Source organism: Streptomyces sp. BHT-5-2, assembly GCF_019774615.1.
Lineage (GTDB): Bacteria > Actinomycetota > Actinomycetes > Streptomycetales > Streptomycetaceae > Streptomyces.
Map to the genome: position 1 here is coordinate 2,658,374 of NZ_CP081497.1, position 18,127 is coordinate 2,676,500.

Annotated in this window: 19 protein-coding genes; 8 read left to right on the forward strand and 11 right to left on the reverse strand. The window is 69.8% G+C overall.

Annotated features, from left to right (window positions below; genetic code table 11):
• The first annotated feature begins 483 nt into the window (after window positions 1-483).
• Window positions 484-987, forward strand: a complete 504-nt coding sequence (locus K2224_RS39425; RefSeq protein ID WP_221911877.1) for a hypothetical protein — start codon at window positions 484-486, stop codon at window positions 985-987.
• 85 nt (window positions 988-1,072) lie between these two features.
• Here K2224_RS39425 and K2224_RS39430 read toward each other — a convergent pair whose 3' ends face one another.
• The 8 genes from K2224_RS39430 to K2224_RS39465 form a co-directional block, all read right to left on the reverse strand.
• Window positions 1,073-1,273 (reverse strand): hypothetical protein, encoded by a 201-nt coding sequence (locus K2224_RS39430; RefSeq protein WP_399021211.1) that lies wholly within the window; start codon window positions 1,271-1,273, stop codon window positions 1,073-1,075.
• 133 nt (window positions 1,274-1,406) lie between these two features.
• Window positions 1,407-1,784: a nuclear transport factor 2 family protein gene (locus K2224_RS39435; protein ID WP_221911878.1), complete on the reverse strand. Its 378-nt coding sequence runs from the start codon at window positions 1,782-1,784 to the stop codon at window positions 1,407-1,409.
• 512 nt (window positions 1,785-2,296) lie between these two features.
• Complete coding sequence (locus K2224_RS39440; protein WP_221911879.1) at window positions 2,297-2,806, reverse strand: RICIN domain-containing protein; 510 nt, start codon at window positions 2,804-2,806, stop codon at window positions 2,297-2,299.
• Window positions 2,807-3,179: 373 nt separating this feature from the next.
• On the reverse strand, window positions 3,180-4,340 hold the full coding sequence (locus K2224_RS39445) for an MFS transporter (RefSeq protein WP_260693853.1): 1,161 nt from the start codon (window positions 4,338-4,340) through the stop codon (window positions 3,180-3,182).
• A 26-nt stretch (window positions 4,341-4,366) separates the two neighbouring features.
• Window positions 4,367-5,884, reverse strand: a complete 1,518-nt coding sequence (locus tag K2224_RS39450; protein WP_221911880.1) for an FAD-dependent monooxygenase — start codon at window positions 5,882-5,884, stop codon at window positions 4,367-4,369.
• 290 nt (window positions 5,885-6,174) lie between these two features.
• On the reverse strand, window positions 6,175-7,377 hold the full coding sequence (locus tag K2224_RS39455; protein WP_221909414.1) for an IS110 family transposase: 1,203 nt from the start codon (window positions 7,375-7,377) through the stop codon (window positions 6,175-6,177).
• A 292-nt stretch (window positions 7,378-7,669) separates the two neighbouring features.
• Window positions 7,670-8,623 carry a LysR family transcriptional regulator gene (locus K2224_RS39460; RefSeq protein WP_221911881.1) on the reverse strand — a complete coding sequence of 318 codons (954 nt, stop codon included), beginning with the start codon at window positions 8,621-8,623 and terminating at the stop codon, window positions 7,670-7,672.
• A 92-nt stretch (window positions 8,624-8,715) separates the two neighbouring features.
• Window positions 8,716-9,216, reverse strand: coding sequence for a cupin domain-containing protein (locus K2224_RS39465; RefSeq protein WP_221911882.1), 501 nt, complete (start codon window positions 9,214-9,216; stop codon window positions 8,716-8,718).
• A gap of 200 nt (window positions 9,217-9,416) precedes the next feature.
• Here K2224_RS39465 and K2224_RS39470 point away from each other — a divergent pair, with 200 nt between their 5' ends.
• Window positions 9,417-9,965 (forward strand): hypothetical protein, encoded by a 549-nt coding sequence (locus K2224_RS39470; protein WP_260693854.1) that lies wholly within the window; start codon window positions 9,417-9,419, stop codon window positions 9,963-9,965.
• 138 nt (window positions 9,966-10,103) lie between these two features.
• Here K2224_RS39470 and K2224_RS39475 read toward each other — a convergent pair whose 3' ends face one another.
• Window positions 10,104-10,415, reverse strand: a complete 312-nt coding sequence (locus K2224_RS39475) for a YciI family protein (protein ID WP_221911884.1) — start codon at window positions 10,413-10,415, stop codon at window positions 10,104-10,106.
• A 168-nt stretch (window positions 10,416-10,583) separates the two neighbouring features.
• The gene (locus tag K2224_RS39480) at window positions 10,584-11,045 is read right to left on the reverse strand and encodes a hypothetical protein (RefSeq protein ID WP_221911885.1); all 462 of its coding nucleotides are present in this window, start codon (window positions 11,043-11,045) and stop codon (window positions 10,584-10,586) included.
• Between the two features lie 178 nt (window positions 11,046-11,223).
• On the opposite strand from K2224_RS39480, the gene K2224_RS39485 reads away from it, so the two are divergent.
• The 6 genes from K2224_RS39485 (at window position 11,224) to K2224_RS39510 (ending at window position 17,205) form a co-directional block, all read left to right on the forward strand.
• The gene (locus K2224_RS39485; protein ID WP_221911886.1) at window positions 11,224-12,471 is read left to right on the forward strand and encodes a sensor histidine kinase; all 1,248 of its coding nucleotides are present in this window, start codon (window positions 11,224-11,226) and stop codon (window positions 12,469-12,471) included.
• Entirely contained in the window at window positions 12,468-13,112 is a 645-nt protein-coding gene (locus K2224_RS39490; protein WP_221912288.1) for a response regulator transcription factor, read from the forward strand. The genes K2224_RS39485 and K2224_RS39490 overlap by 4 nt, the downstream gene beginning before the upstream one ends.
• Before the next feature lie 217 nt (window positions 13,113-13,329).
• Window positions 13,330-14,052 (forward strand): restriction endonuclease, encoded by a 723-nt coding sequence (locus K2224_RS39495; RefSeq protein ID WP_221911887.1) that lies wholly within the window; start codon window positions 13,330-13,332, stop codon window positions 14,050-14,052.
• A 44-nt stretch (window positions 14,053-14,096) separates the two neighbouring features.
• On the forward strand, window positions 14,097-14,696 hold the full coding sequence (locus K2224_RS39500) for a cupin domain-containing protein (RefSeq protein ID WP_260693856.1): 600 nt from the start codon (window positions 14,097-14,099) through the stop codon (window positions 14,694-14,696).
• Window positions 14,697-14,917: 221 nt separating this feature from the next.
• Complete coding sequence (locus tag K2224_RS39505; RefSeq protein ID WP_221911889.1) at window positions 14,918-15,859, forward strand: DMT family transporter; 942 nt, start codon at window positions 14,918-14,920, stop codon at window positions 15,857-15,859.
• A complete protein-coding gene (locus tag K2224_RS39510) occupies window positions 15,856-17,205 on the forward strand; it encodes an MFS transporter (RefSeq protein ID WP_221911890.1) in 1,350 nt (449 codons plus the stop codon). Before K2224_RS39505 ends, K2224_RS39510 begins: the two co-directional genes overlap by 4 nt.
• Here K2224_RS39510 and K2224_RS39515 read toward each other — a convergent pair.
• Window positions 17,162-18,016, reverse strand: a complete 855-nt coding sequence (locus K2224_RS39515) for a trans-aconitate 2-methyltransferase (protein ID WP_221911891.1) — start codon at window positions 18,014-18,016, stop codon at window positions 17,162-17,164. The genes K2224_RS39510 and K2224_RS39515 overlap by 44 nt on opposite strands.
• Window positions 18,017-18,127 lie beyond the last annotated feature (111 nt).

Here is an 18,127-nt window from a genome sequence, read left to right on the forward strand (position 1 = left end):
CGCCGGCAGTCGGCCCCGCAGGCTCACGTTCCGGTACGAGTCCTGGTGCTGGGGTACTTGATATCACCGTCCGGCATGACGGCCATGACCACGGCAGCATGATGCGGATTGCCGTGCTCGATATGGCCGTTGGGGCCCTGCTTCCGTCGAGGTGCGCGAGCCGCACCGGCTCGGCCCGCGTCAGGTCGTACTGCTGCTGCTCGCTCAGCCCGTCCCACCAGGCGCGTACGACTGCCGGGTTGGCGTTCCGCGGCGGAATGTCGGCGGCGAGCATGTCCGTCTCCATGTGCGACGCGGCGCGTTGGGGCGTTTCCGCTGGATGCTACGGCAGGAGGCACCCGGCGCCGCGCTCCGACCAGGCCGCTGACCACGCCTTATGATCCAGGATGACCGGACACGTCAGGTTTCCCGAACGGGTTGCAGCACGCCGCCGTGATCCAGTGATCCGGAACAGCGGTAACCGCGCGAGGGGTGGGAAAACAGGTGGACAGCGATCTGCGGCAGGCAGCTGTCGCGGCGCTCGGCGAACTCGGACGAAGTCACGACCACCGTGACCGGGCGGATGCCGGTCACGGCCTGGCAGGGTTCGCCGAGATGGCGGAGGCCGCCGGCCCGCTACTGGCGCTCGTGCTCGACTCCGATGACACCTTCGTCACCCGACGGACCGTGGAAGCCCTGCTTCGGCGACAGGACAGGGCCGGTCTGACGCTGATCGCCTCAGCACTGGCCGTCGCCAACTCGAATCACAGCGACTGGATCCACACCGCAGTCGTCGAGGTGTTCGGCATCTACTCCGACGACCGGGACGAGGCGATACGGCAGTGCGAGGAGATGCTGCGGGACACCGACGACCGCGTTGCCCTGGGGGCTCGCCAACTGCACCAAATCCTGGCAGAGATCGATCCCGTCCTTCACCCTGCCGACCCTGCTGCCTCTGCTGACCGTCCTGCCTCTGCTGACCGTCCTGCTCCTGCTCACCGTGCATAGCGTAGGGCGGACGCTTTCGTATACATGGCGTGCCACGGCCTACCGGCTCCGCCCCAGACCGGGCGCGAGCCGGGAGCCTTGGCGGTCAGCCGAACGGGCCGCCGTCCGCGAAGGCGCGTGCGGCGAAACGCTTGCCCATCCGGCGATACGCGGCGGCGGAGGGGTGCACACCATCGGGAAGGTCGGCCACCTCGTCCGGCCCGAGCAGCTCGTGTCCGTCGAGACAGTGCAGGTGGGGATCGTGTGCCTGCCGGGACGTCACAATACGGGCGAGTTCGGCGCGCACCACTGTCAGCTGTCAGCGTCAACGCGCCACGTCCGCCGGGTCACCCAGGGCCGCAGCCTGACCGACCGCGAACCGCAGCCCCGGAGTGCCGAAAGGGACAAGTTCACGAGAAGGACAGCGACAGAAGGACGACTCAGGAGGCGGACGGCTCGATCTCCCCAGCAAAGACGATGATCTGGTCGATGAGGCTCCGCCGCAGATGGACGACGTCCGTTCCCGCCAGGCGGGGGCCTCCATCCGGCGTGGTGAAGACCCACTGGTACCGGGCCCACTCGTCAGGCATGTCCACCGCTGAGCAGCGCACCATCGTGCCGGTCCCCGCCGGGTGGCGCCGGATGTCCAGCACGAACCGCTCGACCGCCGCGATTCCTTCGCTGCGACCCAACGGCCCCCAGAAGACCACGTCTGAGGTCAGGGCCTGGGAGAGCAGGGCAGTCACATAGCTGTCGTTCGAGGCGTTGAACGCGGAGATGAACGTGTCGATCGCGGAGCGTGCCGTCTCTTCCTGCATGCCCCAGTAATACCAGCCGTCGCGCGTGCGCTCGTCCCGCGAGCCGCCTTCCGATCACGGTGGACCATCCCGGTCACAGCACCAGCCCAACCCCACTCGCCGCAATGCGGTCTCGGGTCGGCCTGGACGTAGCGGGCCGGTGCGGCAGGCCGTTTCCGTCCCGATACGCGAAAGGGTCCCTTCCTCATTGAGGAAGGGACCCTTCGTCGGAGCGCCTGGCCGGCCTTGCACCTGCATCTCCCACCGGTTGGTGGACGTCTTTCCTTGGACCACAGACGCACGACTTCCACCCGCTGTCCGCGGGCCGAAGCTGCGTCATGATCATACCGGATCGGCATGGCCGCTGAGCCACGCCCCGAGCCACGCCGATCCAGAGTTGTCGACGTCGAGCCGGCTGCAACATGTGGCCGTGCCGGAGCAATTCGAGCCAACCCGGCAAGGGGAAGATTTACTTCCGAATGTGCCGATGTCTGGTCAATGGGCAGGTCGGGTCGTGACCCGTCGGGCCTTGGCTAGACCATGTCGAAGGCGAAGAAGCCCGCGCCCTGGGGGGTCGTCCCGTTGGTAGACGTTTGGAAACCGAGGACAGCCCCTTGGGTGTTGTGTCGGGAGGTGCGCAAAAACGTCTTGGTGATCGAGTCGCGGCCCTGGTGCCAGACACGGCCGTAGCGGCCCTGGTGCCATGCTTCGGCGACCGGCTGCCTGTGCTTGCAGATCGCTGAACTGATGGAGTTGTCTGCGAGGCACTCGCCGGTGGTCACGCTGACGATGCCCCGTCCATTGGAAGTGCGCTTCCAGTGCTGGTTGGCGTCATCCCTGTCGCAGTCGACAAGCGCGTAGTTACGGGCGTCCGTCTTATGAGAAGAGACGCACACGAGCTTGCCCTCAAACGCCGTCTTGATCTGGAACTCGGTGCCGACAGGCGGGATGTTGGCTTGAGCGGGCGAGGCCGCGACCATGGCAAGGGTGGCTGCGGACACAAGCGACAAGGCCAGACGGGTTCGGGCAGACTTCTCGGCCATGAATGTCCCTTTCGTTAGATCGCACAGGGATCGATGTCTGAGAGGGGCGTGACGCCGTCCACGCCCTGGGCACACTGAAGCTTCGGGCGCATCCGGCGAGACGTCATGCCATCCCACCCGGACGAGGGGCATGGTTCACACTCCCGAGCATGCATGACCGCATGCAGGGGCGACCCTTTTCGAAAAATGAGGGTCGGAACGACGTGAACGCCTTCCCGTCACATATCCCGTCGGACACTGGCTGGTCCGCCCACCTTCGGTCGTCATCACGAGGCCCATGGGCACGGAACGGGGCATCGGGGCAGGCCGGTTCCCGGGCATCCCCAGATCACCATCGAGCGCGTCTCCGGCCGGGAAATACCGGTCGTTCCGATTATGTGCGGCGGCGGGTGGCCGTGGTGACCATGACGGCCAGGGTGAGGCCGAGCAGGGCGAGGGCGGCGCCGAGCCAGACCGGGGCCGGGTAGCCGAGGCCCGCCGAGAGGGCGAGTCCGCCGAGGTAGGCGCCGAGGGAGTTGGCGATGTTGAATGCGGACTGGACGGAGGCGGAGATCAGCGAGGTGCTGCCCGGCGCCTTGCTCATGGCGTATGTCTGCATGATGGGGCCGAGGCTGAAGCCGGTGACACCGGTGGCGAACAGGCCGACGGTCGCGGCTGCCTTGACGGGTAGGGCCAGTGCGAACAGGACCAGTACGACGGCCAGTGCCGCCAGGCCCGCGTGCAGGCTGGGTATCAGGGCACGGTCGGCGGCGCGGCCCCCGAGGATGTTGCCGACGGTCATGCCCACCCCCAGCAGCACCAGCAGCGCGTTGACCGAGGTGGGGCTGAAGCCGGCGGCCTCGGTGAGCAGCGGGGCGACGTAGCTGTAGACGGTGAAGACACTGGCAAAACCGACCGTGACGGTGCCCAGCGCCAGCCATACGTCGCCCCGGCGGAAGACGGCGAGTTCCTCGCGGACGCCGACCGGGACCGCCGCCCTCTCGTGCGGCTCGTGCCTGGGAATCATCAGCGCGATGGCGATCAGGCTGAACGCACCGATCGCGGCCACGACCGCGAACGTCCAGCGCCAGCCCAGTGTGGTGCCGAGATATGTGCCGAGCGGGACGCCGGCGATGTTGGCCAGGGCGAGTCCGAGGAACATCGTCGACACGGCCTTGGCGGTGCGGTCGGCGGAGACCATGCCTGCGGCGACAACGGCGCCCACGCCGAAGAAGGCCCCGTGCGGCAGCCCGGCCACGAACCGCGTCACCAGCAGCACCGGCTCGTCGGGAGCGAGTGCGGTGGCGGCGTTGCCGAGGGTGAACAGGCCCATCAGCGACAGCAGCGTTGTCTTGGCGGGCAGCCGCCGAGCGGCCAGGGTGAGCAGCGGGGCGCCGACGACGACCCCGAGGGCGTACGCAGACACCAGCCGGCCGGCGTCGGGGACGGAGATGTGCAGGGCGTGCGCGAGGGACGGCAGCAGTCCCATCACGACGAATTCGGTGGTGCCGATTCCGAAGGCGGCCAGGGTGAGCGAGGAGAGCGCGGGGCGCACGGGTACTCCAGGATTGCCGAGGGTGGTCAGACGGCGATCGGGTCGCCGAACCAGCTGGTCAGGGCGGCGCGCAGGTCCTCGGCGTGGGCGGGGGTGCGGACGGGGGCGTCGGCCGCCCAGGCGAGATAGCCGTCGGGGCGGATGAGGAGGGCGGCGGCCTCGGCCTCGGCGTCGGTGTCGAGGACGGCGACGGTTCGTACGCGGTCGGTCCAGGGGTGGGCGATGCGCGCGATGGTGGAGGTGCCGGTCAGGTCCAGCAGCAAGGGGCGTCCCTCGCGCAGCAGTTCCGCCAGACGTGTCGGTCCGGAGTCGGTCTTGAGGGGGCGGTCGGCGACGAAGCGGCCCACGCGCGGGTCGTCGCTGCCGCCGTAGTGGACGTCGGTGCCGTAAATGGCCCCGGTCAGGTGGTCGTTGACCACGTCGAAGTCCATGAGCTCGGCGAACAGGGCACGCAGCGCGTCGACTTGGGGGCCCGGGCGCATCAGAGCGGCCTGGGCGCGGGTGTTGAGCAGGACGCGTTCGGCGACCGGGCGGCGCTCGGCTTCGTAGGTGTCCAGCAGGCCGGGGCGGCCCTGGCAGGCGGCGGCGAGTTTCCAGCCCAGGTTCACCGCGTCCTGGAAGCCGAGGTTCGCTCCCTGGCCGCCCGCGGGGAAGTGCACATGTGCCGCGTCTCCGGCCAGCAGGACGCGACCGGTCCGGTATTGCGACGCCAGGCGGGTGCTGTCGGTGAAACGGGAGACGAAGCGGACGTCGGCGAACTGGACGCGTTCGCCGGTGACGCGGTGAATGGAAGCGCACAACTCCTCGGCGGTAACCGGGGTTTGGGGCGCAAGGTGATCCCATTCGGCGGTGAAGATCCGGCCGTCGGGCATCCGCATGAACCAGCCGTGATCGTTCCGCTGCCAGCCCATGGGCAGGTGGTCCGGGCCGGCGAGCGACCCCAGCCCCATCCGGCTCACCAGTTGTGGTTCGGTGCCCGGGAAGTCGATACCGGCATGCCTGCGTACGGTGCTGCGTCCTCCGTCGCAGCCCACCACATAGCCGGCCCGGATGACTGTGCTGCTGCCCTGCGCGTCCTCCACCGTGACGGCCACGCCGTCGGCGTTCTGCACAAGCCCGACGACCTCGACGCCGTGACGGACGACGGCACCGGTCCCGGTCGCGCGCCGGGTGAGAACGGACTCGATGGTCTCGCGCGGCAGCAAAAGCTCTCGGTGTTGTTCGGTGGCGACGGTACCGCGGCCGAGTATGAACATTCCGGCGAAGTGTCCCCGGGCGGAGGTGTTTTCCAGACGTTCGCGGTACTCGTCCAGGCCGGCCGTGAGCTTTTCGGCCGCGACGAAATCCGTGAGCAGATCACGGCGGTCCATGATTTCCAGGGTGCGGGCGTGGATCGTCAATGTCCTCGGCTCGTTGGCCCCGGGTGCGAGACGCTCCACGACCAGCGTGGACACCCCGTACATCCGCAGCTCACAGGCGAGCGTCAGGCCGACCGGCCCGCCACCGGCGATGAGGACGTCGTAATCGTTGTCGTTGCTGTGCATTCCGGCACCAGCTGCCCTTCTCGTTTTGAAGCCGCGCGGACCCACTCCGGGATGCATGGACGCAACACAACGCAACGGAACGGAGCGGAATGCAGTGGAGCGGAACAGGACGGAACGGGTTCCGTTCAGGCGGAATTCGCCCTGGTGCGCCGCACCACGCGCGGTAGCTCGCCAATAAAGCAGGATCGATTTCCACGGTATCCGTGAGTCCGGCGAGCACAAAGGGCAACTTTGATAAGGCGTCGTTGCCGCTTGCGGCAATCCACGGGGGGGTGCCCCTATGGGTTTCGTCAACCCGTGGGGGCTGGTTGGGGTTGGTAGAAGGTGCCGTCGCGGAGCATGGCGAAGAGCACGTCGGCTCGTCGTCTGGCGAGGCAGAGGAGGGCTTGGGTGTGGTGTTTTCCCTGGGCGATCTTCTTGTCGTAGTAGGCCCTGGAGACGGGGTCGGCCAGGGCGGCGAACGCGGAGAGGAAGAAGGCGCGTTTGAGCTGTTTGTTTCCTCTGCGCGATGGCTGTTCGCCGCGGATGGAGGACCCGGAACTGCGGGTTGCCGGGGCGAGGCCGGCGTAGGCGGCGAGGTGGGCGGCGCTGGGGAAGCTGCTGGCGTCGCCGATGTCGATGAGGATGCGTGCTCCGGTCCTGACGCCGATCCCCGGCATGGACGTCAGGACCTTGGAAAGAGGGTGAGCCTCCAGCAGTTCCTCGATCCTTGTGGCGAGGAGTTTGCGCTGGTCAAGTACCGACTGGAGCGAGCTGGCGAGGCTGGGGACGATCAATGCGGCCGCGGCCGTGCCTGGCACGACCACTGTCTGCTCGTCCAGGGCGGTGAAGATGTCATCGACGAGCCGTTCCGCCATCCGTGGTGCCTTTGGGCGGATCAGGTTCACCAGCCGACGCCGTCCGGCCTTGCGGACCTGGGCCGGCGAACCGCACTGGTCGAGCAGCTTGAGCACGGCTGGGTGCTGCATTCGCGGTCCCAGTACCCGTTCCAGCGACGGGTGGATCTGTGTCAGCAGTCCCCGCAGTCTGTTGCTGATGCGGGTGGCTTCGCCGGCCAGGTCGTCGTCGAAACCCACGATCATTTCCAGCTCGGCTACTGCCTCGTCGGCAAGCTCGACGGCCCGCAGAGTGTGCGGCATCGACCGGGCCGCGTCCGCGATGATGAAGGCGTCGCGGGCGTCGGTTTTGGCTTCACCGGGGTAGAGGTCGGCGATCCGCCGCATCGTCAGGCCCGGCAGGTAAGCCACGGGGCAGTCCATGTCGCGGGCCACGGCCAGCGGCAGGGCGCCGATGGAGGCGGGCTGGTCGACGACCACGAGCACGGTGCCGTGCTTGGCTTTCAGCTTGGCGAACACGTCGCGGAGCTTGGGTTCGCTGTTGGGCAGCCGCTTGTCGAAGGCCTTCCTTCCGGCCGGAGTGACGGCGGTGGCGTGGTGTTCGCTCTTGCCGACGTCCAGGCCGAGGAAGGCGCCGATCTCACTGACGTCGATCACGTGCGTCCTCTGGTCGTTCCCGCCCGGCCGTCCCACGGCACCGATCGCCACATCCACATTACGAAGAGCCTCCCGACCTGCGGACAAGCCGGTGGTCATGCCCCTAATCAGCGGTCTGTCGATGCCTCCGGAGCCGGTGACACCACCCCCCAGGCCATACGTTCGACAGGGGGAGAAAGTCATGCCAACTCCGAAGGCCGGGCGCCCCATTGCGGGGCCACCAAGAAGGTAATGGGGAGGGCCGTGGCTGTGGGGGGGGCGTCAGCTGGTGTCGGTGTCCGTTGACGTCTGCTCAGGCAGGTTCGTCGGGGCCGGGTGTGCTGGTGGCAGCGGTTTGGCCGTCGGCGTCCCAGGTTTCGAAGACGCTGCGGACGCAGTGTCGGAACCAGGTGTGGGTGGGGTCGGCCTGGTTCCGCACGTGCCAGGACTGGGCGATGACGATCGGGGGGAGTTGCAGCGGAATGCGCACGGTGCGCAGGCCGAGAAGGGCGACGGCCTGGCGGCTCAGCTTCCCTGCGGCCAGTCCCACCAGATCGCTCTGCGCGACCATGTGCCAGGACGCGGCCCAACTCGGCACCACGGAGACCACCTGCCGCCGCAGCCCGTGCTCGGCGAGGTGGTCGTCGACGGGACCGGTGAGCCGGCCGCGCCGGGAGACGCTGAGGTGTTGGGCAGCGGCGAACCGCTCGCGGGTCACCTCGCCGCGCAACAGTGGATGGCCGGCGCGCACCACGGCCCGCACCCGGTCGACGATGAGTCGTTCGTTGTTGACCTCCGTGGAGGTGGAGTCGGGCGCGCCGATCACCAGGTCGAGGACGCCCTCGCGCAGCTTCGGAGCATTGTCGCCGGAGTGCTCCGGCACGAACCGCACCGTGACGTTGGGTGCCTGGCGGTGGACGGTGCTCAGCAGCGGCTGGGCGAGCGCCCCGATCACCATGTCGTTGGCCTGCACGGTGAAGGTCGTGGTCAGCGAGGCCAGGTCCGGCGCCCCGGTTTCCAGGAACATCCCGGTCGCCTGCTCCACCAGGGAACGCACCTGGTCACGGAGCGCCAGGGCGCGCGGCGTCGGCACCATCCGGCGACCCGCGCGGACCAGTAGCGGGTCGCCGAAGGCTCGTCGCAAACGGGCCAGGGTGCGGCTCATGGTCGGTGTAGAGGTGCGCATCCGCTCCGCGGCTCCGGTGACGCTGCCCTCCTCCAACAGGGCGTCGAGAGCGATGAGGAGGTTCAGATCGACGGATTTCATCGGGCGCAATCTCTGGTGAGGGGGTGATCCGGGCGATCCGGGCGCAGCACATGGTCCGTTGGCTGCCTGAACTGCCTGAACTGCCTGGCTGCCTAGGGCCTGTTCGACGGGGCTGGAGCCGGATGGGAACTGGTCCGGTAGCGGCTGCGGAACTCCGCGAGGAGTTCGTCGGTTGCCTCGGCACCGGCGCTCACCGCGGCGTGTACGTCCCGGAAGTAGTTCTCGTAGCCGGCGGGAGTGTAGAGACACAGGGCGCGTGCGGGCACGGAACCCGCGTTGCGGAAGCCGTGCGGGGTGCCGCGCGTCGCGGCGAGCAGATGACCGGGGCCGGCCGTCACCTCGCCGTCCCCGTTGTGGAGCGTCAACTCGCCCTCCAGGACGTAGAAGTACTCGTCATGCCCCTCATGCACGTGCGGCCTGGCGCCGATGGTGCCGGGGGCGAGGCTGAACTCCTCGAAGGCGAAGTGCCCGTCGGTGTGGTCGCCGGTCAACCGGAAGAAGTGCGCCACACCGGCTACGTCTATGAGCTCACCGTCCTCGGGGCGGCGCAGCAGTGGACGGGCGGGGGTTCGGGGCTGGTTTTCGTCGGTCATGGGGGCATTGTGGCCCGTGCGGCGTCGGAGGGGTGGGGGAGCGGCCGACGCGTGATCAACAGCACGAGCAGAGAAGCCGGTGGTGCCTGCTGACTGTCCTGCTGGCCCCCGACCGTCTCCTCACCCCCACCCCCACCTCTACCGGGCCAGGCATGTCCTGCTTGTCATGTCTGTTCCGCCAGGATGCAATGATGATGGGCATGACACGCGACCACGTAGCAGGGCTCATTGGCGGGGTCTTCGGAGCCGTCTTCATCGAGGCAAATGCGGGATCCCTGCCGCCCGGTATCGGCATCCCCTTGCGGGTGCTGGCGATAGCCGCCGTCCTCGGGCTTCTGGTCGTCCGGCGGCGTGGTACCGCGGATGACCCGGCTGAGGACGGCACCCCGAACAACGTCGGCTTCGGACGGGGGTACTGGTGGGTGGTGGCCGCCGAAGGCGCGGCGCTGCTGGCCGGACTGGTGGTCATCAACTCCGTACTGCACGCCCCGCGCGCGACGGTGGGTTGGATCGCGTTCGTGGTCGGAGTCCACTTCTTCGGACTCGCGGCTGTCTGGCACCGGTCGTCGCTGCGCCTGCTCGGCGGTGGGATGGCCGTCTGCGGGCTCGCCGGGTTGGCCCTGGCGGGTTGGGGTGCGCCTGTGGCAGCCATCGCCGCCACCAGCGGAATCGCCCCCGGCGTACTGCTGCTCGCCTCCGTCTGGTGGGGCGTTCGCTCCACAGCCAACCCGCCCCGCCTACGAGCCTGAGGGGCAGGCCGCCGAGCGCCGACGTCACTGAGCGCCGAGCTGCTCGATCATGAGGTCGCGGAGCCCGGCGGGCAGCTCGGCCTTCGGAACACGAAGCGTCATGGTCTTCTCCTTGTGACGCGTGTGCCTGCCTCGCCCTCACCCCCGCACCAGTGCCTCCAGGAACAACGGCCCTGCCTGGCACGGCTGGACCTGGACATCGCCCCACACCCCGTCCGTCACATACGGCTCCGTCTCCAGCCAGGCATCGAAGTCCGCGCGCGTGGGGAACTCCATCACCAGCATGGAGCCGATCATCCGCCCCTCGTCGTCCAGGATCGCGGTACCGAAGAGGGCCTTTCCCTCGGCGATCAGCGAGGGGCCCTGCGCCAGGTGGCGTTCACGGGCGGCCAGTCGCCGCTGCCGCGCCCGTTCGTCCTTGGCGTCGTACGCGATCAGCAGGAACTGCATGCCCTCTCTCCCTGTGGTCTGTGAGGCCGAAGCGATGGAAGCCGCCAGAGCCGATTGACGTGATCGACGCGGTCGACGTGATCGACGCGGCCACAGCAGACGAAGCGGCGCAGCGGCACAGCGGCGCAGCGGTCAAAAGATCCAGAGTAGTCCAGGCTCGTGGGGCCCTCACAGCGGCCGCACCACCCCCCGGCCCCGGCGTGCCGCGAGCCATCCGCACAGGGCCGCCAGCGGAAGTTCCGCGGCGAAGGCCATGGCGGTGGCGGCGGCCAGTTCGGGGCCCGGGGTTGCGGTGGCGAGGTCGATGCAGGCGTCCGCGACGAGGAGGGCGGCCGCGACGGCCGCGGGGGCGCGATGGCGGGGATCGGTGCGCAGCAGGCGGGTGCCGGCGATGATCAGCGCGGCGGCCTCCAACGTGTCGAGGGCGACCCAGACAGCCGCTTCGGAGGGCGGCAGGGTGCCGGTGAGATAGCCGAGCCAGGGGACGAGGGCCAGGCCGGCGGCCGTGAGGACGCGGCCCGTCCAACGGTGCGCGCGGCCGGAACGCCGTACCGGCTCGCGATGACGGCCGACGCCGGGGCGTGCACAACTTGCCTTTTCCACAAGCGGGTTGAAGGCGGCGAGGGCCATGATGGAGGAGATCCTTCCGGGGGCACGAGCCCGGCCGTCGGGCTCGTGATCAACTCTCCGGTCCGCACCGTTCCCAGTCAGTAACGCCGCTGTCCGACTTGGGGTGGCACTAGCTATACCCCGGTTCCGGAAGCAGGCGTGATAGCCCCGGCTGACCTGGGCGTTTACCGTCGTACCCATGACCCGATCCGACCGGTGGCCGCCAGGCTGCCTGGCCCGCGCCCGAGTACAGGCCACCTTCCTGTGCACCGGCGTCCTGCTGCACGGTGCCGCCTTCCTGCTGTGGGTGTGGTTCAGCCTCACCGTCGTCTACGCCCCCGCCGGCGCCGTCGTCCCGCTGATCTTCGCCATCGGGGGTGCCATGTCGGTGACCTGGCTCCAGCGCCGCCGGTTCGCGGCGTACGCGAACACCGGCATCCCGCGCACCCCGTCCGTACAGGAGGGCAACGACCTCCGGCGGGCCTGGGGCCGGCTGCACACCGGTGCGTACTGGCGGCAGCTCGCCTACCACCAGCTCGCCGGCCCGGTGCTGGGCGTCGTGGAGGCCGTGGCGCTCGCCCTGTGGGTGGGCAGCATCGGCGGCATCACGTACTACGGCTGGTACTGGTTGCTGCCGCGGCACTGGGCCTTCGTCCAGTGGTCCGACGTCGACGGCTGGAAGATGGCCGTGATCGGGCTGGTCGTGGTGCCGTTCCTGCCGCGGCTGACCCGCGCCCTGATACGGATGGAATCGGTGATCGCCCGGCGCCTGCTCGGGCCCAGCCGGGCCGAGGAGTTGGAGCGGCGGGTCGAGGACCTGGCCGAGCGCCGGGCCGAGACCCTGGCCGCCGCGGACGCCGAACGCCGCCGCATCGAACGCGATCTGCACGACGGCGCCCAGCAGCGGCTGGTGTCCCTGGCGGTCAACCTGGGCCTGGCCCGGGCCACCCTGCCCGATCTGTCGCCCGAGGTCCGCGCGGTCCTCGACGAGGCGCACCGCGAGGCGAAGGAGGCCCTGGAGGAACTCAACCAGCTGGTACGCGGCCTGCACCCGCACGTCCTGGACGACCGCGGACTGGACGCGGCGCTCTCCGGCATCGCCGCCCGCGCCCCGCTGCCCGTCCACGTCAGCGTCGACGTGCCCGAACGAGCCGCGCCCGCCGTGGAGGCGGTCGCCTACTTCGTGGTCTCCGAGGCGCTCGCCAACGTCACCAAGCACGCCCGCGCGAACCGCGCCGAGGTGGCGGTGGTCCGGGCCGGTGAAACGCTACGGGTACGGGTCACCGATGATGGCAGGGGAGGGGCCGACCCCTCCGGGGGAACCGGCCTGACCGGGCTCGCGCACCGCGTGGCCTCGGTGGACGGCACCCTCGCCATCGACAGCCCCCCAGGGGGCCCGACCGTCGTCACCGTGGAGTTGCCGTGCACGCTGCCAAGCGCGCTGTGATCGCCGAGGATTCCGTTCTGCTCCGGATCGGGTTGGTCAAGGTGCTGGAAACGGCCGGGTTCGAGGTGGTGGCCGAGTCCGACGACGCGGACGGACTGCTGCGCGCCGTCGAGGAGCACCGCCCGGACATCGCCGTCGTCGACGTCCGCATGCCGCCCGGCTTCACCGACGAGGGCGTGCGGGCCGCGCTCGTCATCCGGCAGCAGTGGCCGGACACCGCCGTCCTGATGCTCTCCCAGTACGTCGAGGAACGCTACGCCGCCGAACTCCTCGCGGCGAACACCAGCGGCGTCGGCTACCTCCTCAAGCAACGGGTCGCCGACGTCGAGGAGTTCATCGAGGCGCTGCGCCGGGTCGCGGCCGGCGGCACGGCCCTGGACCCGCAGGTGGTGGCGCAGCTGCTGGTACGGCGCCCCAGCGACCCGTTGGAGCGGCTGACCGAACGTGAGCGCGAGGTGCTGGCGCTGATGGCCGAGGGCCGTTCCAACGCCGGGATCGCCGCCCAACTGGTCGTCAGCGAGAGCGCGGTGGCCAAACACATCAACAACATCCTGGCCAAGCTCGACCTGCCCAAGGCGGACGGCGACCACCGGCGCGTACTGGCCGTACTGCGCTTCCTGGGCGTGGGCCTGGGCGGGTAGCGGACACGGGAGCGGGGCGTCCCTCCCCGCTCCCGTGCGGTACGCGTGGTACATGCGTTTCACGCCAACTCTCCGTAACTGCCCTACGCGTCAAACCAGTTGGGGCTAAACAGGAGGTTGGGACGGGCCCGGGCCTGCGCGCGGCGGCCGGCGGCCGGGTAACGCTGACCGCGGTCCGCAGACCGCAGACCGGGCACTGAACGGAGGGACGCCCCACATGACCACGCGACCCCGGCGACGACACCCCACCGGCCGAGGCGCCATCCGACGCGCCCCCCGACCTCCCGCCCGCCGCCCCGCGCGACGTCCCACCCACCGGCCGCGCGGCCGGATCGCCCGCCGACGCGCACGTGAGCGCGCCCTCACCCGTCTCGTCCTCGCCGCCCTGGCCCTCGGCGCGGTCGTCGCGGCCGCCCGCGCGTACCCCGTCACCACCCTCGTCCTCGGCATCCTCGCCACCGCCGCCGCAACGCTGTTCTTCCTCGCCCGAACCGGCCGCCTGCGCCTCCCCGGTCCCACCCGTCCCCACCAGGACATCACCCACACCCTCGCCGCGTACCACCACATGACCGGCCCGCAGTTCGAGCACGCCGTCGCCGACCTCGCCCGCCGCGACCCCGCCGTCCGCACCGCCACCGTCTCCGGCGGCGCCAACGACCGCGGGCTGGACGTCCTCGTCGTGCTGCACGACGGCCGCCGCATCGCCGTCCAGTGCAAGCGCTACGCCGAGGGGAACCGGGTCGGAGCCCCCGCGATCTACACCGCCAACGGGACCTACCGCGCCTACCACCGCTGCGACCACGCCGTCATCGTCACCACCTCCCGCTTCACCCGCGACGCCGAACTCGCCAACGCCTCGCTCCCCGAACCACTCCGCCTGATCGACGGCCGCGGCCTGGCCCGCTGGGTCGGCGGCGGCCACCCGCCCTGGGGCACCTGAGTCCGAACCGCCCGGACGGCGCCCGGCGAACTAGAATGCCGTCCATGACCGACGCGGCCTCCTCGACACCCTCCGCGGCGGCTCGCCGGGACCCGGAGCTGGGTTTTCCCTCCCCAGGCGAGGTGCTGCGCAGACTCCGTACCCAACGGGGCATGTCGCTGCGTCAGGTGGCGGCCGAGTGCGGACTCTCGGTCTCGTTCCTGGCGGCGTTGGAACGGGGCGAGACGGACATCGCGCTGGAGCGACTGGCGAGACTGGCCAGGGTCTTCGGCCATGACGTCGGTTCCTTCCTGGGGTTCACCCAGGGCCGAGCCGAGCCGTCGATCTTCCCGTTCGCCGATCAGGAGGTCATCGAGCGGGCGCCGGGCGTCGACTACCGCGTGCTGCGGGCGCCCGAACTCGGCTACCAGGTGGTCCAGGGCGACTTCGCACCGCACTCCGCGCTGGGCGAGGACCTCCAGCACGAGGGCATCGACCTCATCATCGTGACCCAGGGGACGCTGGTGGCCCGCTACAACGGCGTCGACCACACCCTTCGGAAGGGCGACTGCGTCCGCTGGTCCGCGGGCCATCCCCACACCTTCCGCAACGACACCGACGAGCCCGCGCGCATGGTCGCGATGCTCTTCAACAGCCTGTACTGAACTGCGCTAGCGGCCTGCACTGAGCTGCGGTAGCAGCTCGTGCCGAACTGCGGCTTCTGCCGATCCTTGCTTCAACTCTCGCTTCAACTACCCCTCTTGAGCGTGCCCGCAGTCTGCCTGCGGCCTGCCCGCATCCTGTCCAAGACGGTCGCGCCGAGCGTTATTTTGCACTAGCGTACTTTTTAACGCACACGATTCGTGAGAGAAACGGGGGAAGCGTCATGCGGCCGAACGCAATCGTGCAGACCACCGGGGGCGATCACGGAGTCGGCAAGGTCCAAGCCCACCGCCGCAGGACGGGCGACCTTCTGGCTCGCGCCCTCCTGGTCGTCGTGTGGAGCTCCGGCTTCATCTCCGGCAAGCTCGGCCTGCGCCACTCCGCTCCGTACACCTTCGCGACCCTGCGGTTCGTCATCGCCGGCGGCGTGCTACTCGCCATCGCCCTGTTGCGGCGCGATGCCTGGCCGGGATGGCGCCTGTTGGGGCACCTCGCCGTGGCCGGTGTCCTGGTCCAGGCCGTGCAGTTCTCCAGCATCTACATGGGCATGGAACTCGGCGTGCCGTCCGGGTTGGCGGCCCTGATCATCGCGCTCTATCCGCTCACCGCCTCCTTGCTGGCCGTTCCGGTCCTGTGCGAACGGGTCACCCGCGGCCAGTGCCTGGGGCTGGTGTTGGGACTGGGCGGGGTGGCACTCGCGGTGAGCGAGAACCTCCACCTCGACGGCGGCTATCTGGCCGGCCTCGGCTTTCTGCTGCTCGCCCTGCTGGGCATCTCCGCCGGCACCGTCTACCAGAAGCGGTTCTGCCGGGGCATGGAACCGGTGACCGGCAATGCCGTGCAACTGCTCGCCGCCGCGGTCGCAACGGTGCTTCCCGCACTCTTCGCCGAGGGGTTCGACGTCACCTTCACCGCCGACTACTGGCCGGCGCTCCTCTGGGCATCGGTCATCAACTCCATAGTCGGCGTGGGGCTGTTGTACGCGCTGCTGAAGCGACACGGCACCAGTCAGGTCAGCAGCCTCTTCTATCTGGTGCCCATGGTCACCGCGGCCCTGGCGGCTGTACTGCTCGGCCAGCGACTGGGCCCGCTCATGCTCGCAGGTCTGGCCATGGCCACAACCGGCACGCTGCTCACCCAGAGACGAGAGAGCCGGAATACATGAACGAGAGGAACGACATGAACCAGGCGAACGAGGTGAAAGGGGTGAAAGAAGTGCGCCTGCGCTGGGCCCTCAGCCTCTTCTTCGCGCTCGACGGTTTCGTGTTCGCCGGTTGGGTCGTCCGCATCCCCGCCATCAAGGAGCAGACAGGCGCCTCGGCCGGCGCACTCGGACTGGCCCTGCTGGGCGTCTCGGTCGGTTCGGTCACCACGATGCTGCTGGCCGGGCGCCTGTGCCGCCGCTACGGCAACCATCGGGTGACGGTGGCGACCGCGGCCATGCTGTCGTTGTCCGTCGCCCTGCCACCGCTGACGCGTACTCCACTCCAACTCGGCCTGGTGCTCCTGGTGTTCGGGGTCGCCTACGGGGGCCTGAACGTCGCCTTCAACGCCGCGGCCGTGGACCTGGCCGAGGCGATCCGGCGCCCGATCCTCCCGTCGTTCCATGCCGCCTTCAGCGCGGGCGGACTGACGGGTGCCGGGCTCGGCGGCATCCTCGCCCCGCATCTGAGCCCGCTGCACCACCTCCTGCTCCTCACCGGGGCCGGACTCCTGGTCACCGCCTTCGCGGGACGGGTCCTGCTGCGGGCCCCTGCTCCCCACCCCGTGGGGAGCGTGGGAACAGCCCCCGACAACGGTCGTCCGCCAGGCACCCCCACCCGCATCCCCACCCGCACCCGCCTCCTCATCACCACCTTCGGACTGATCACCCTCTGCACCGCCTACGGGGAAGGCGCGTTGGCCGACTGGGGCTCCCTGCACCTCGCACAGGACCTCGGCGCCGGACCGGGCCTGGCGGCATCCGGCTACGCCGCGTTCGCGCTGACGATGACGCTCTCCAGGGCAGCCGGCACCCGGCTCCTGGAACGCCTGGGCGCCACCCCCGTCCTGGTCACCGGTGCCGCCCTCGCGGCCATGGGGATGCTGTTGGGCGCCCTCTCACCGCAGACCTGGCTGGTGTTCACGGGCTACGCCCTGACCGGGCTCGGCCTGGCCAACGTGTTCCCCATCGCGGTCGGCGGCGCCGGCGTGCTCGGGGGCGCCGGCGGGGTGGCCGCCGCATCGGCCCTGGGCTACTCCGGAATCCTGCTCGGCCCGCCGTCGATCGGCTTCCTCTCCGAGGTGTTCGGACTGCCGACGGCACTGACCACCATCGCCGCCCTGGCCGCCGTCGCGGCACTCCTCGGCTACGCGGTCCGCACCAGGCCCCCGAAGCCCCAGACGCCCCCAACTCCCCCTACGACTTCAGACGCAGGTCTGGCAGAGACAGTCCCAGCAGAGACAGCCCCGGCGGACGCGGGTCCGCTCAACCGGATTCGGCCCCCATCCGCCCCAGGAAGAGACTTGTGACCACCTTCACCTGCGCCTGCCCCTTCACATGCCCCTGCCCGCCGGGTTCTTCGTCCACGATGCGCGCCAGCTCGTCGAAGAGCCGTTCCCGCGGCCGGGGCGGAATCGCCCGGTAGCCGCCGTAGGAGGCGAACAGACCGAGCAGAGCCGAGGTGGACCGTTGCTGCACGGAGGAGTAGAGGCGGTGGACCGGGTCGACGAAGCCGGCCGCCGTCATATCGCGCCACTGCCGGGCCTCCGGGCCCCGGCGCGCGGGACGGGGGCGAGGGTCGAGAAGGGTGTCCGCCGGTATCTCGATGCCGAGCCGGGTGTGGGCGTCGGTCAGTCGTTCGGCCAACTCACCGCTGTCCAGGGTCCAGTGGTTCCAGAAGAGGGCGATTGCCCCGCCGGGCGAGAGCGCGGCCCGTGCCCGCGCCCAGCGCACGTCCGGGTCGACCCAGTGCCAGGCCTGCGCGCAGTACAGCAGGCCGTAGCGGCGCGCGGGAACCCAGGCTTCGAAGTCGGCGACCTCGATGGTGACCCGGGGCAGCACCGCGCACCGCCGGCGCAGCACCCGGGCCATCCTGACGTCCGGTTCGACGCAGGTCACCGGTACGCCGGACCGTGCGAAGGGCAGCGTCGCCTTGCCCGTTCCTGCGCCCACCTCCAACGCGGCCTCGTCCGCGCCCATGGCGGCGAAGTCCAGGACTTCCTGGACGAGTTGGTGTGGGTAGCCGGGCCGGGCCGTGTCGTACTGCTCGGCGTCGTCGCCGAAGATATGGCGGCGCGACCGCGTCGAGGCCGGTTCACCACCGGCAGTCCCGTACGGCATGGCTGCCACGTTAGGCGACATCCCCTGCGAACGGGAGAGCACCCGTCACAAGCCGGCCAAGCAGCCAAGCCGACCAATAGACCCAAGCCGGCTGAGCGTAGGGCCCGCCGC

Excerpts from the sequence above, each read along its gene's own strand:
- K2224_RS39435 (WP_221911878.1), bottom strand. The coding sequence starts at position 1,784 with ATGCAGGAAGAGACGGCACGCTCCGCGATCGACACGTTCATCTCCGCG.
- K2224_RS39440 (WP_221911879.1), bottom strand. The coding sequence starts at position 2,806 with ATGGCCGAGAAGTCTGCCCGAACCCGTCTGGCCTTGTCGCTTGTGTCC.
- K2224_RS39450 (WP_221911880.1), bottom strand. The coding sequence starts at position 5,884 with ATGCACAGCAACGACAACGATTACGACGTCCTCATCGCCGGTGGCGGG.
- K2224_RS39460 (WP_221911881.1), bottom strand. The coding sequence starts at position 8,623 with ATGAAATCCGTCGATCTGAACCTCCTCATCGCTCTCGACGCCCTGTTG.
- K2224_RS39465 (WP_221911882.1), bottom strand. The coding sequence starts at position 9,216 with ATGACCGACGAAAACCAGCCCCGAACCCCCGCCCGTCCACTGCTGCGC.
- K2224_RS39470 (WP_260693854.1), top strand. The coding sequence starts at position 9,417 with ATGACACGCGACCACGTAGCAGGGCTCATTGGCGGGGTCTTCGGAGCC.
- K2224_RS39475 (WP_221911884.1), bottom strand. The coding sequence starts at position 10,415 with ATGCAGTTCCTGCTGATCGCGTACGACGCCAAGGACGAACGGGCGCGG.
- K2224_RS39480 (WP_221911885.1), bottom strand. The coding sequence starts at position 11,045 with ATGGCCCTCGCCGCCTTCAACCCGCTTGTGGAAAAGGCAAGTTGTGCA.
- K2224_RS39485 (WP_221911886.1), top strand. The coding sequence starts at position 11,224 with ATGACCCGATCCGACCGGTGGCCGCCAGGCTGCCTGGCCCGCGCCCGA.
- K2224_RS39495 (WP_221911887.1), top strand. The coding sequence starts at position 13,330 with ATGACCACGCGACCCCGGCGACGACACCCCACCGGCCGAGGCGCCATC.
- K2224_RS39500 (WP_260693856.1), top strand. The coding sequence starts at position 14,097 with ATGACCGACGCGGCCTCCTCGACACCCTCCGCGGCGGCTCGCCGGGAC.
- K2224_RS39505 (WP_221911889.1), top strand. The coding sequence starts at position 14,918 with ATGCGGCCGAACGCAATCGTGCAGACCACCGGGGGCGATCACGGAGTC.
- K2224_RS39510 (WP_221911890.1), top strand. The coding sequence starts at position 15,856 with ATGAACGAGAGGAACGACATGAACCAGGCGAACGAGGTGAAAGGGGTG.
- K2224_RS39515 (WP_221911891.1), bottom strand. The coding sequence starts at position 18,016 with ATGCCGTACGGGACTGCCGGTGGTGAACCGGCCTCGACGCGGTCGCGC.